This is a genomic window from Plantactinospora sp. B24E8 (assembly GCF_039871735.1).
GTDB lineage: Bacteria > Actinomycetota > Actinomycetes > Mycobacteriales > Micromonosporaceae > Plantactinospora.
Window position 1 is genome coordinate 1 of record NZ_JBDPMH010000010.1, and the last position, 12,473, is coordinate 12,473.

General features: G+C 72.9%; 11 protein-coding genes and 1 rRNA gene. 4 read left to right on the top strand and 8 right to left on the bottom strand.

Going from position 1 to position 12,473, the window contains the following annotated elements; genetic code table 11:
- The first annotated feature begins 8 nt into the window (after positions 1–8).
- Positions 9–125 (top strand): 5S ribosomal RNA (rrf, locus tag ABGB21_RS17035).
- Positions 126–299: 174 nt separating this feature from the next.
- On the opposite strand, the gene ABGB21_RS17040 is transcribed toward rrf, so the two are convergent.
- Complete coding sequence (locus tag ABGB21_RS17040) at positions 300–1,019, bottom strand: hypothetical protein (protein WP_347678497.1); 720 nt, start codon at positions 1,017–1,019, stop codon at positions 300–302.
- Positions 1,020–1,087: 68 nt separating this feature from the next.
- On the opposite strand from ABGB21_RS17040, the gene ABGB21_RS17045 reads away from it, so the two are divergent.
- The 3 genes from ABGB21_RS17045 to ABGB21_RS17055 are packed head-to-tail and all read left to right on the top strand — an operon-like array spanning position 1,088 to position 5,570.
- Positions 1,088–3,718, top strand: a complete 2,631-nt coding sequence (locus ABGB21_RS17045; protein ID WP_347678499.1) for a valine--tRNA ligase — start codon at positions 1,088–1,090, stop codon at positions 3,716–3,718.
- A gap of 26 nt (positions 3,719–3,744) precedes the next feature.
- Positions 3,745–5,091, top strand: a complete 1,347-nt coding sequence (locus ABGB21_RS17050) for a folylpolyglutamate synthase/dihydrofolate synthase family protein (RefSeq protein ID WP_347678501.1) — start codon at positions 3,745–3,747, stop codon at positions 5,089–5,091.
- A complete protein-coding gene (locus ABGB21_RS17055; protein WP_347678503.1) occupies positions 5,088–5,570 on the top strand; it encodes a DUF4233 domain-containing protein in 483 nt (160 codons plus the stop codon). The genes ABGB21_RS17050 and ABGB21_RS17055 overlap by 4 nt, the downstream gene beginning before the upstream one ends.
- Positions 5,571–5,595: 25 nt before the next feature.
- Here the strand turns inward: ABGB21_RS17055 and ABGB21_RS17060 are convergent, their stop codons facing one another.
- The 7 genes from ABGB21_RS17060 to ABGB21_RS17090 all read right to left on the bottom strand — a co-directional run bounded on the left by ABGB21_RS17060 (position 5,596) and on the right by ABGB21_RS17090 (position 12,467).
- On the bottom strand, positions 5,596–7,155 hold the full coding sequence (locus ABGB21_RS17060) for a VOC family protein (RefSeq protein WP_347658105.1): 1,560 nt from the start codon (positions 7,153–7,155) through the stop codon (positions 5,596–5,598).
- A gap of 141 nt (positions 7,156–7,296) precedes the next feature.
- On the bottom strand, positions 7,297–8,178 hold the full coding sequence (gene sigJ / locus ABGB21_RS17065; protein WP_347658104.1) for an RNA polymerase sigma factor SigJ: 882 nt from the start codon (positions 8,176–8,178) through the stop codon (positions 7,297–7,299).
- Positions 8,175–8,615, bottom strand: a complete 441-nt coding sequence (locus tag ABGB21_RS17070; RefSeq protein WP_347658103.1) for a carboxymuconolactone decarboxylase family protein — start codon at positions 8,613–8,615, stop codon at positions 8,175–8,177. Before ABGB21_RS17070 ends, sigJ begins: the two co-directional genes overlap by 4 nt.
- A gap of 118 nt (positions 8,616–8,733) precedes the next feature.
- Positions 8,734–9,522, bottom strand: coding sequence for an ABC transporter permease (locus ABGB21_RS17075; RefSeq protein WP_347658101.1), 789 nt, complete (start codon positions 9,520–9,522; stop codon positions 8,734–8,736).
- A gap of 13 nt (positions 9,523–9,535) precedes the next feature.
- Positions 9,536–10,309, bottom strand: coding sequence for an ABC transporter permease (locus ABGB21_RS17080; RefSeq protein WP_347658100.1), 774 nt, complete (start codon positions 10,307–10,309; stop codon positions 9,536–9,538).
- The gene (locus ABGB21_RS17085; RefSeq protein WP_347658099.1) at positions 10,306–11,322 is read right to left on the bottom strand and encodes an ABC transporter ATP-binding protein; all 1,017 of its coding nucleotides are present in this window, start codon (positions 11,320–11,322) and stop codon (positions 10,306–10,308) included. The genes ABGB21_RS17080 and ABGB21_RS17085 overlap by 4 nt, the downstream gene beginning before the upstream one ends.
- A 92-nt stretch (positions 11,323–11,414) precedes the next feature.
- A complete protein-coding gene (locus tag ABGB21_RS17090) occupies positions 11,415–12,467 on the bottom strand; it encodes a helix-turn-helix domain-containing protein (protein ID WP_347678505.1) in 1,053 nt (350 codons plus the stop codon).
- Between the last annotated feature and the right edge of the window lie 6 nt (positions 12,468–12,473).

A 12,473-nucleotide genomic window follows, 5' to 3' on the forward strand; every position in this document is an offset into this window, starting at 1 on the left:
GATAGGGTTACGGCGGTTATGGCGGAAGGGAAACGCCCGGTTACATTCCGAACCCGGTAGCTAAGCCTTCCAGCGCCGATGGTACTGCACTCGTGAGGGTGTGGGAGAGTAGGACACCGCCGGACATTCTTTCAGTGTGGGGCCGACCCTTTGCGGGTAGGCCCCACAACTGTTTTCCCGCTCGTTTTACCGCCGCCGCGTCGCTGGGACCTGTGCCGCTAATCCCGCGACAGCGTCGACAGGACCGGGGCAGAAAATCGGAGCACGCCGCGAAACCGACGTACGGGAAGCGGAACCGGTCAGCTCCGGCGCTGTATGGCGGCCCGGATGTCTCGGAGCAGGTCGGCGGACTCGTTGACGTCACGTCCCGGGAACATCGCCATCACCACGCTGCCGTGGTCGGCCCAGCCACAGACCGCGATGTCACTGCCCTCGCCGGTGCTCGTACCGCACTTCATGACACCGCCGAACTGACCGGCCGGCACCTCACGGACGCCGTCGATCGCGCCCTCGCCCTCCGAGACCAGGTCGAAGAGCCGGTCGAGGCTACGCTCCGGCTGCCAGACCAGCGCGGTGCCACCGAACAACAGCACACTGCGGTTCGGCGCGGCCGGATCGGCGTACACGGCACCGATGCTCTGCTCGGCGTCGACGATGTCGGCGGTGAACCCGGTCCGCAGGTAGTCGGCGGTCGTCCGGGCGCGTTCGCTCACGTCCAGGGTCAGCCCGGCGACCTCGGCCGGGGTGCCGAGCGCCGCGTCCTTCTCCGTGGCGATCCGCCAGCCGACGGTGCCCAGCCCGGCGGCACCGACAATCGCGAGCGCCAGCACCGAGCCGAGGACGATCCGGCGGCGCCGGGACATCCCCGCCCGGGCGGCCGGCTCGTCGGACCGGCCGTCGGCGCCGAACAGGTCGTCGCCCGACGGTGCCGTCTGATCCAGTACGACCGGTTCCGACGTCATCTCGATGGGCTCCGGCTCGACCGATGGACGCCGATCGGAGAGGGGGGCATCGGACATGCCCGCCACCGTACGCGAAGGGGGAGGTGGCGCACGACGTACCCGGCGGCGCTCCGTAGACTTTGCGGGTGACCGAGACTCTGGACCCCCACCGCACGCCGACCCCGACCCTGTCCGCCCAGTACCAGCCGGGCGAGGTAGAGAGCCGGCGGTACGAGGCGTGGGTATCGGCGGGGCACTTCCGGGCCTCGGCCGACAGCGACAAGCCCCCGTTCACCATCGTCATCCCGCCGCCGAACGTGACCGGCTCGCTGCACATGGGCCACGCGTTCGAGCACACCCTGATGGACGCGCTCACCCGGCGTCGGCGGATGCAGGGCTACGAGGCGCTCTGGCTGCCCGGCATGGACCACGCCGGCATCGCCACCCAGAACCTCGTCGAGCGGCAGCTCGCCGGCGAAGGGCTCTCCCGGCACGACCTTGGGCGGGAGAAGTTCGTCGAGCGGGTCTGGCAGTGGAAGGCCGAGTCCGGCGGCAAGATCCTCGGCCAGATGCGCCGGCTCGGTGACTCGGTCGACTGGGACCGCGAGCGCTTCACCATGGACGAGGGCCTGTCCCGGGCCGTACAGACGATCTTCAAGAAGTTGTACGACGACGGCCTGATCTACCGCGCGGAACGGATCATCAACTGGTGTCCGCGCTGCCTGACCGCGCTGTCGGACATCGAGGTGGAGCACACCGACGACGACGGTGAACTCGTCTCCATCCGGTACAGCGACGAGGTGGTGGTCGCCACCACCCGGGCCGAGACGATGCTCGGCGACACCGCGGTCGCGGTGCACCCGGACGACGAGCGGTACAAGCACCTGATCGGCACCGAGGTCGAACTGCCGCTCACCGGGCGGCGGATCCCGATCGTCGGGGACGAGCACGTCGACCCCAGCTTCGGCACCGGCATGGTCAAGGTGACCCCGGCGCACGACCCGAACGACTTCGAGATCGGGCAGCGGCACAACCTGCCGTCGCTGACGATCATGGACGAGCGGGGTGTGATCACCGCACCCGGGCCGTTCGAGGGTCTGGACCGGTTCGAGGCCCGGCCGGCGATCGTCGCCGCGCTGCGCGAGCAGGGCCGGGTCGTCGCGGAGAAGCGGCCGTACGTGCACGCGGTCGGGCACTGCTCACGCTGCCGTACCACCGTCGAGCCGCGGCTGTCGCTGCAGTGGTTCGTCAACACCGGGCCGCTGGCCCGGGCCGCCGGCGACGCCGTCCGGGACGGCCGGGTGAAGATCGAACCGGCCGACCTGGCCAAGCGCTACTTCGCCTGGGTCGACAACATGCACGACTGGTGCATCTCCCGCCAGCTGTGGTGGGGCCACCGGATCCCGATCTGGTACGGCCCCGACGGCGAGGTCCGCTGCGTCGGACCCGACGAGGAGCCGCCGACCGGCGAGGGCTGGCACCAGGACACCGACGTGCTCGACACCTGGTTCTCCAGCGGACTGTGGCCGTTCTCCACCCTCGGCTGGCCCGAGCAGACCGCCGACCTGGCCAAGTTCTATCCGACCAGCGTCCTGGTCACCGGCTACGACATCCTCTTCTTCTGGGTCGCCCGGATGATGATGTTCGGCCTGTACGCGATGGACGGGCGGCAGCCGTTCGACACCATCGCGCTGCACGGCATGGTCCGCGACCAGTTCGGCAAGAAGATGTCGAAGTCGTTCGGCAACGTCGTCGACCCGCTGGACTGGATCGAGCGCTACGGCGCCGACGCGACCCGGTTCACCCTGGCCCGGGGCGCCAACCCCGGACAGGACGTGCCGGTCAGCGACGAGTGGTGCCAGGGCTCCCGCAACTTCTGCAACAAGCTCTGGAACGCCACCCGGTTCGCCCTGATGAACGGCGCCCACGTCGACGGTGAGCTGCCGGAGACGTCCCGGCTGTCGACCGTGGACCGGTGGATCCTGTCCCGGCTGCAACAGGTGACGGCCGAGGTCGACCGGCAGTTCGAGGCGTACGAGTTCGCCAAGGTCTGCGACGTGCTGTACCACTTCGCCTGGGACGACGTCTGCGACTGGTACGTCGAGCTGGCCAAGCCGGTGCTGGCCGCCGGTGGTGAGCGGGCCGAGGCGACCCGGCGGGTGCTCGGGCACGTCCTCGACCAGCTGCTGCGGCTGCTGCACCCGGTGGTGCCGTTCGTCACCGACGAGCTCTGGACCGCGTTGACCGGGGTCGGCGGCGACGCCGACGCCTCGGTGATGGTCGCGGCCTGGCCGACAGCCGTACCCGCGCTGGTCGACGAGGCGGCCGAACGTGAGGTGGTCGAACTCCAGCGGGTCGTCACCGAGATCCGTCGGTTCCGTTCCGACCAGGGACTGCGCCCGGCGCAGCGGGTGGCGGCCCGGCTCGACGGGCTGGCCGCCGCCGGCATCGCCGCACACGGGGGGCTGATCCGGTCCCTGGTCCGGCTCGACGAGGCGGGGGCGGACTTCCAGGCCAGCGCCACGCTCGCGGTGACCGGGACGGTGACGGTCGCCCTGGACACCCGGGGCTCGATCGACGTCGCCGCCGAGCGGGCCCGGCTGGAGAAGGACCGGGCCGCGGCCGAGAAGGAACTCGCCCAGGCGCGGGGGAAGCTGGCCAACCCGGCGTTTGTCGACAAGGCGCCGGCCCCGGTGGTCGACAAGATCAGGGAGCGGCTCGCCTCGGCCGAGGCGGACCTCGAACGGATCAACGCCGCGCTGGCCGCGCTGCGCTGACCGTGGCACGGCGACAGGGGAACGTGGTGACAGAGCGGGGCGGGCGGACGACCGAATTCGGCGCCGTCGAGGCGGAGCTGGCCGAACGGGGCTTCACCCGGATGGTCTTCGACCTGGGGCGGATCGAGGAGCTGCTGGACGTGCTGGGCAGCCCGCAGCGGGCGTACCCGGCGATCCACCTGACCGGGACGAACGGCAAGACCTCGACGGCCCGCATGATCGACTCGCTGCTCCGGGCGTTCGGGCTGCACACCGGCCGCTACACCAGCCCGCACCTGGAGACCGTCCGGGAGCGGATCAGCCTGGACGGCGAGCCGGTCAGCGAGGAACGGTTCGTCTCGGTCTACCGCGAGGTGGCGCCGCTGGCCCGGCTCGTCGACGAACGGGCCGCCGAGCCGCTGACGTACTTCGACATGACCACGGCGCTCGCCTTCGCCACCTTCGCGGACGCGCCGGTGGACGTGGCGGTCGTCGAGGTCGGGCTCGGCGGGGCGGAGGACTCCACAAACGTCCTCGGTGCCGGGGTCTGCGTGATCACCCCGATCGGGCTCGACCACACCGAGTGGCTCGGCGACACCATCGAGGACATCGCGCTGGCCAAGGCGGGCATCATCCACAAGGGCGCCACGGTGATCTCGGCCGCGCAGCCGGACGAGGCGGTCCGGCCGCTGGTGGAACGCTGTGTCGAGGTGGACGCCACCATCGCCCGGGAGGGCAGCGAGTTCGGCGTCCTGCGGCGGGCCGTCGCGGTCGGCGGGCAGGTGTTGTCCCTGCAGGGGCTCGGTGGGGTCTACGACGAGGTCTTCATCCCGCTGCACGGGGCGCACCAGGCGCAGAACGCCGCGGTGGCGCTCGCCGCCGTCGAGGCGTTCCTCGGTGCCGGGGCGTCCCGCCAGCTCGACGTCGAGACGGTACGCCAGGGCTTCGCCAGCGCCGACTCACCCGGGCGGTTGGAACGGGTCCGGTCGGCGCCGACGATCCTGCTCGACGGCGCGCACAACCCGGCCGGAATGGCGGCGACGGTGACCGCGCTGCAGGAGGAGTTCGCGTTCAGCCGACTGGTCGCCCTGGTCGGGGTGCTCGCCGACAAGGACGCGGGCAGCCTGCTGGAGTTGCTGGAGCCGGTGGTGGACGCGGTGGTGGTCACCCAGAACAGTTCACCGCGGGCGATGCCCGCCGCCGAACTGGGCCGGCTCGCCACCGAGATCTTCGGAGAGGACCGGGTCGAGGTGGCGTCGGAGCTGCCGGACGCGATCGAGGCGGCGGTGGGCCTGGCGGAGTCGGACGTGGTGGGGGAGCTGAGCGGGGTGGGTGTGCTGATTACCGGCTCGGTGGTCACGGTCGCCGACGCGCGCCGGCTACTGAAGCGATGAGCGGCCAGCAGCCGGCCGGTGGGCCGCAGGCGACCGGGGGATCGGTGTCCGGCGACCGGACGGCTGCGGACGAGGCGGCAGCGCGGAACGAGGCGACGACGTCCGGCGAACCGACGACGTTCGGTGGCGGTCCGGCGGGGCGGCCGTCCGGACTGCGGAACCCGGACCGGGCGGTACGCGGCCTGGGTGCGTTGACGCTGAGCGTGCAGACGGTCGTCCTGCTGCTCGCCATCCAGCCGATCCGGCTGCTCGGCGGTGACCTGGGCGGTGCCGCCATCGGGGTGGTCGTCGGGCTGGCCGTGCTCGCGGCACTCCTCGCCGGGAGTCTGCGCCGGTCCTGGGCCTGGCACGCCGGCACCGTACTGCAGGCGCTGCTGCTGCTCTCCGGGTTCCTGCACTGGTCGCTCGGCGTACTGGGGTTGATCTTCGGGGCGGTCTGGGTGTACGTACTGCACGTCCGCCGGGTCATCCTCGGCTGAGCCGGCCGGCGGGCGGGCGGACACGTCAGCCGGCCGCCCGGTCGCGCCACTGGGTCAACGCGATGCCGTGCCCGTCCGGGTCCCGGAAGGCGGCGGCCCAGAGTTCGAGTTTGGCGCCCCGGTTGACCGCCCGTGGGGCGTAGGTGAACCGCACGCCCTTGGCGACCAGTTCCTCGTGGACCGCGTGCACGTCGTTGACCTCGAGGTTGAGGTGCACCAGGCGGCGGTTGATCGGGGCCACCTCGGGAATGGCCCGCAGCACCAGCCGGGTCGCCCCGGAGGCGAGGATCGCGTTGCCGTCGCCGCCGTCGATCTCGAAGAAACCGAGCAGGTCCCGGTAGAACGCGATCGAACGTTCGAGATCGGTGACGAGCAGGGTGATCCCGACGCCGGCGATCGGACCGGACTCGCCGAGCCGGGCGGGCGGCGGGGTGGCGCTCAGGTTCTCCAGGATCGCCTCGTCGTCGGAGGAGGGCACCGTCGGGCCGGCGGCAGCGGCGGATGCCTCGGCCGCCGGTTCGGACCGCCGACCACCGGGTCCGGGGTCGTCCAGGTCGATGTCGATCTCGATGTCCTCGGCCGGGGTGCCGGACCGTTGACCCGGCGCGGGCGGGGCCGGCGGGGGACCGTCCGGGTCGACCGCGTCGGTCACTGTCGCGGCGGGCTGGGGCGCGGCCGCGGTGTCCGCGTTCGGGCCGGGACTCGGTCGCCGGGCCTCGCCGTTCGGACCCGGACGGGGACGGCGCGGCAGCGGCGTGGTGGTCGGTGGTGGCTCGACCAGGGTCCCCTCCAGCACGATCGTGCCGCCCGGCGTCTGACGTACCACCACCGGTTCGTCGCGGTGCGGGCCGAGGTCGTCACGCGGTGGCGGCGGGTCGTCGTCGAGCGGTTCCGGGTCGACGACGGTACGCCGGTCCTCCGGCGGGGGGGCCGGCGGCCGGTCGTCGGGGAACGGCTCGTCCAGCCGATCGTCGTAGGAGGGCCCAGCCAGGGGATCGTCGGGGAGGTCGAGCGGCTCGTCCGGGTACGGGGTGTCGTCCCGGGCGCCGCGCGCCCACGGCGGGGTCTCCTGCTCGATCAGGATGTCGTCGCCGAGCGGGTCGGCACCCTCGAACGGCGGCGGCAGGTCGGCGCTGGCCGCGGCCTCGGCGTGGGTCAGCACCTCGTCCCAGAGGATCCGGACGTGCCGCTGGTCGTCGATGGCGACCATGATCGGCAGCGTGGCGCCCGGGTCCGGCCACTTCGCCACCGGCACCCGGGGATCACGGATCTTCACCGAACGGGCCGGTACCCCCGGGGCGTCGATCACGATCTGCAGCTCGCACCGGCCGAAGGCGGACGACGCCGGCGGCTCGGTCACGGTGTGCACGTGGCCGATGCCGGTGACCCAGGCCCGGGGGCCGCTGCGGACCGCGGTGAACGCGACCAGGCCGATGGCGAGGGCGATCAGGGCCACCCCGAGCATCGCGATCGCCCAACTGCGCATCCCGACGCCGAACAGCATGACAAAGGTGGCGAGGGTGCCGAGCACCGCGGCGACGAGCTTACGTACCGGCGCGACCTGGCGCCGCCGACCATCTGCCACAGTGGACCTCCCTAGCTAAGGCCAGGCTAGGCCGGATCCGGCGGGAATGGAACGACCCGAGCCCGCTCGCTCGGCCGAGCCGCTCCCCGCCCCGCCGTCGGACGCGGCGGGCGGACAGTCGCCCGTACCGGGTCCGGGCCGTCAGCCCGGCAACCGGGTCAGCTTCTCCGGGTTCCCCACCAGATAGAGACCGGTGAGCCGGCCGTCCGCCGCGGCGACGGTCAGCGTGTAGCGGGTCCCGGTGGGCCAGCGCAGCAGCAGCCCCGGCCCGCCGTTCAGCTCGACCGGTGCCGCCTCGACGGTCGGCCGGCGCCCGTAGACACCGGCGAAGAAGCGGGCGACCCGCGCCGCGCCGTACACCGGGCGGCGGGCCGCCCGGACCCGGCCGCCGCCGTCGGACCAGGCGGTGGCCTCGGCCGCGACCAGGCTGGTCAGCCGCGCCAGGTCACCGTCGCGGGCGGCGGCCAGGAACGCGTCGAGCAGCCGGCGCTGTTCGGCCGCGGTGGCGGTGAACCGGGGCCGGTCGGCGGCGACCCGGGCCGCCGCCCGGTGGTGCAGCTGCCGGCAGTCCGCCACCGACCGGTCGAGGATCTCCGCGATCTCGGCGTACGGCAGCTCGAACGCGGTGTGCAGCACGTAGACCGCGCGCTCGGGTGGGGTGAGCCGCTCGAGGATGTGCAGCAGCGCCAGCGACAGGGAGTCCCGCAGTTCGGCGCTGTCCAGCGGGCCGAACGGCGACGACCCGGTCGGCACCGGCTCCGGCAGCCACGGGCCGACGTACGTCTCCCGGGCCGCCTGCCGGGCCCGCAGCCGGTCCAGGGCCAGCCGGGTCACCACCCGGGACAGGTAGCGGCGGGGTTCGACCACCGTCGCGCGGTCGACGCCGGCCCAGCGCAGGTACGTCTCCTGCAGCACGTCCTCCGCGTCGTGCAGGCTGCCGAGCAGCCGGTACGCGAGCCCGAGCAGCATCGGCCGGTGCGCGTCGAGCACACCGGCCGCCTGCGTCGCCTCGGAGGTCGTCATACCTCCGTCGGCGGCTCGGTCCGGCTGGTCACCGAGATTCGGTTCCATACGTTGATTGTGGCGATCGCCATCACCAGGTCCGCCAGTTCCTTCTCCGACCACACCTCGGCGGCGGCCTCCCACACGTCGTCCGGCACCCCGTGCTCGCCGAGCCGGGTGACCGCGTCGGTCAGCGCCAACGCGGTCCGCTCGCGCTCGTCGAAGAAGGGCGCCTCCCGCCACGCGGCCACCCCGAACAGTCGCCGACTCGACTCGCCCGCCGCGAGCGCCTCCCGGCTGTGCATGTCGACGCAGAACGCGCAGCCGTTGAGCATCGAGGCGCGCAGTTTGACCAGTTCGAGCACTGTGTGGTCCAGGTTCGCCCGGATGTACTTCTCCAGCCCCAGCACCGCCTGGTACGCCTCCGGTGCCACCGACGCCATGTTCAGCCGACTCACGACAACCTCCCGCTCCGGTTCTTCCGTTACGCCAGGACGACGGCACCGGCGGGCCGCGGCGTGACAGTCCGCGCTGTGACGCTCGGCACCCCGGCGATCGGTGTCCCGGCGGCCCGGGTCAGAGCGTGTCGAGGGAGGCCCGCCGACGGCTCTCCGCCTCGAACACCTTGAGCAACCCGGCGGCGAGCAGCGCGTACCCGAGCGCGAGCAGCACCTCGACGGCGAGTGGGCCGGCCGCGGCGGCCAGGCCGTCCCCGGCGACCAGCCGGCGGGCCGCCTCCGCCGCGTGGGTGACCGGCAGCACCGCGCCGACCGCCCGCAGCCCGGCCGGCAACTCCGTCGCCGGCACGTTCACCCCGGTGAGCAGCAGCAACAGCGTCACCGACACGTTCGACACCAGCCACACGTCCCGGAACCGCAGGCCGATCGCGCCCAACGTCAGGCCGAAGAAGCCACAGCTCAGCGCGGCGGCGCCGAGGACGAGCAGCAGGCCGGGCAGCGCCTGCGGCGGGATCCGCAGGCCGAGCAGCAGCGCGCCGCCGGCCAGCGTGCAGGCCGCGATCAGCAGCCCGTTGCCGGCGTACGGGAGCGCCCGGCCGAGGAAGACCGCAGTCCGGCTGCGCGGCGAGAGCAGCACGTGACCGAGGGTGCCGAACCGGCGTTCGTTCGAGACCGCCATCGTGCCACCGAAGACACCGGCGGACGAGGCGGCCAGCACGGCGTTGCCGACGATGTAGAAGGTGTCGTCGGCGACCCCGAGCTGACGGCCGAGGTAGGCGAAGAAGAGCAGTTGGAACAGCGGACCGACGAGCAGGGTGCCGACGAACATCGACGGGGTGGTCCAGTTGAACAGCGCGCGGTAGGCGATCACGCCGCCGACGCCGACGAGACGGAACAGACTGGTCATCGACGTGGACTCCTCAGGCCAGAGCGAGGGTGGCGGCGGCGCGGGCCCGACGTTCCACCCGGGACATGACCGCCGCGCCGAGCGCGAGACAGCCGAGGCTGATCGCCAGGCAGATCCCCAGCGACGGCCAGACCGGGCCGGCGCCGGTGGCCGCCTCGCGGACCGCCCTGGCCCCCCAGGTGGTGGGCAGCACGGCGGCGATCGGGGTGGTCCAGCCGGGCAGGGCGGTGACCGGCACGAGCATCCCGGAGACCAGCCAGATCGGGTAGTCCAACGGGTTGGCCAGCGCGTTCGCGTTGGGCAGCAGGACAAACGTGGCCGCCAGCAGCAGCCCGAACATGCCCAGCGCGAGGACACAGCCGGGAACCGCGACCGCGAAGGCGAACGGATCGGCGAAGTCGAGCGGGATGCCGTACAGCAGGCGACCCCAGAGCAGGGTCGCGACCATCGCGTACGTGCCGGTCAGCGCGGTGGCGAGGGTGATCGGCAGGATCACCAGCGCGGGCGACCGGGGTGCGAGGATCAGCATCTCCAGGGTGCCCTGCCATCGCTGGTTCTGGATCGCCCCGCCGGAGCCGAACAGCACCGACGACCAGATGCCCATCAGGCCGGCGCCGACCGCCGCCTCCAGCAGCCGGTCCGGCTGGCCGCCGGCCCGGAACAGGTAGACCGCCAGGGTCGCCTGGACCACCGGCAGCAGCACCGCGATGGTGATCTCCAGGGAGGAACGGCTCTGGTACTTGACGTGCAGCAGCGCCCCGAGCGCGATCATCCGCAGCGTCCTCATGCCGCCACCGCCGGCTCGGGCGTCGGCTCGTCGGCCGTGGTCGTGGCGCTGACGATCGCCACGTACGCGTCCTCCAGGGTGGGCTGGCGGCCCAGCACCCGACCCAGCCGGATTCCGGCCAGCACCCGCAGCACCTCGGCCTGTACGTCGGTGCCGACCGCCGACTGCACGGTGAGCAGTTGGACCGCGCCGAGCACCTGCAGACTCGCCTCCCGTACCCCGGGCAGTCGGTGGATCTCGGCGAGTTGCCGGTCGGTCACCCCGTACGCCTCGACCTCCAGCACCTGCCGGCCCTCGGCGTGCCGCCTGAGTTCGGCGGGCGTACCCGAGGCGCGGATCCGGCCCCCGGCGATCACCGCGATCCGGTCGCAGAGTTCGTCCGCCTCCGCCATGTAGTGCGTGGTCAGCAGCACCGTCGTGCCGTTCGCCGCGAGGCTGGCGACGGTCTGGCGCAGTTCCCGGGCGGCGACCGGATCCACCCCGATCGACGGCTCGTCGAGGAAGAGGACCTCGGGGCGGTGCAGCAGGCCACGGGCGATGTGCAGCCGCTGGCGCATGCCCCGGGAGTAGCCCTCGACCCGTTCGTTCTCCCGACCGGTGAGCCCGACCAGGTCGAGCAGTTCGGCGGTCCGCCGCCGCTGCTCCCGGGGCGCGACGCCGTAGAGTTCGGCGAAGTAGCGCAGGTTGTCCCGGGCGGAGAGCCGGTCGTACAGACCCCGGTCGCCGCCGAAGACGTACCCGATCCGGCGCCGTACCTCGCGGGTCTGCCGGACCACGTCGTAGCCGGCCACCCGGGCGGTGCCGGCGGTCGGGACGAGCAGCGTGTTCAGCAGCTTGATGGTGGTGGTCTTGCCGGCGCCGTTCGGGCCGAGCAGGCCGAACAGCTCACCTTGGCGGACGGTCAGGTCGACGCCGCGGACCGCCGTCACCTCCCGGCGCCGGGGCCGTGACCACCCGGTACGGCTGCGGTAGGTGCGGTGCAGCCCGACCGCCTCGATTGCGTACTCGCTCATGCCGGCGAGGCTAGGGAGCCGGCCCGGATCGGCGGAATCGATTCGGCGTCCACCGAATGTGCGGGACCGGCGCCGACGACCGGCCGGAATCCTCAGGAGGCGCGTGCCGTAACCGGATCGTCGCCGGTCAGGGCCGCGTCGCCGTGTGCCACCGTGACGTCGAGCAGGCTGACCAGGGCCAGCCCGGCCGGTTCCAGCCCGTACAGCACCCGGCGGCCGACCCGACGCCGGTTGACCACGCCCGCCGCGAGCAGCGCGCCGAGGTGTTCGGAGACGGTGCTGGGGGCGAGGCCGAGGGTCGCGGCGAGCCCGGCGGTGCTGGCCGGCCGCCCCAGCGCGCGCAGTACGGCGGCCCGGCCCCGGCCGACCAGGACGGCGAGCCGGTCGGTGCCGGTCTCCGGCGGCGGCGCCGGCCCGTCGTCGGCCAGCACCGCGGCGCCCCGGGCCTGGTAGGAGACCGCGACCACCTCGGGATGTTCGGCGGAGCAGACCAGGGCACCGCGCGAGAAGATCAACGGAATGAGCAGCAGACGCTGGTCGGCGATCTGGAAACTCTGCTCGTTCGACTTCACCAGGGTCAGGGTCGGCCGCTGCCAGCGCACCCGGTCGTGCAGGTCGGCCAGGAGCGCGTCCGGCCCGTCGGCGGCCAGCGCCCGGGCCCGGTGCAGCACCTCCTCGTCCAGCGCGGCCCGCATCCGCCCCCAGAACGGCGCCATCGCCGCCACCCAGTACGCCTCGAGGCCGTCGGCGAGCCGGTCCAGCGCCCCGGACGGGTCGTCCCGGAACGGCCGCAGCCACGCCGGAAGTTCTCCGCCGGGCCAGCGCCGGAGCTGCTCCTCGACGGTGTCCGGGTCGGTCGCCCGCAACCCGGCCAACTCCTCCTCGATGCTCGGGGCGGCGGTGGGCGGCACCGGGGAGAGGAAGTCGGGTAGCCAGGGGCTGGCGGTCAGGTACAACCGGGCCGGTGTGGCGGCCGGCACCTCGGTGAGCACCCGCCGGGCCTGGCGCCCCCAGGCGGCGTACGGCCAGGGCTGGGCGTCGCCGTGCCGGGCCAGCAGGTAGAGCCCGCAGACCGTCTCCCAGAGCGGGCTGATCGCGATCCGGGTACGGGCCAGCGTCGGCTCGTCCAGCTGGATACGGATCACGGCAGC

Excerpts from the sequence above, each read along its gene's own strand:
- sigJ (WP_347658104.1), bottom strand. The coding sequence starts at position 8,178 with ATGACGACCTCCGAGGCGACGCAGGCGGCCGGTGTGCTCGACGCGCAC.
- ABGB21_RS17085 (WP_347658099.1), bottom strand. The coding sequence starts at position 11,322 with ATGAGCGAGTACGCAATCGAGGCGGTCGGGCTGCACCGCACCTACCGC.
- ABGB21_RS17075 (WP_347658101.1), bottom strand. The coding sequence starts at position 9,522 with ATGACCAGTCTGTTCCGTCTCGTCGGCGTCGGCGGCGTGATCGCCTAC.
- ABGB21_RS17040 (WP_347678497.1), bottom strand. The coding sequence starts at position 1,019 with ATGTCCGATGCCCCCCTCTCCGATCGGCGTCCATCGGTCGAGCCGGAG.
- ABGB21_RS17055 (WP_347678503.1), top strand. The coding sequence starts at position 5,088 with ATGAGCGGCCAGCAGCCGGCCGGTGGGCCGCAGGCGACCGGGGGATCG.
- ABGB21_RS17080 (WP_347658100.1), bottom strand. The coding sequence starts at position 10,309 with ATGAGGACGCTGCGGATGATCGCGCTCGGGGCGCTGCTGCACGTCAAG.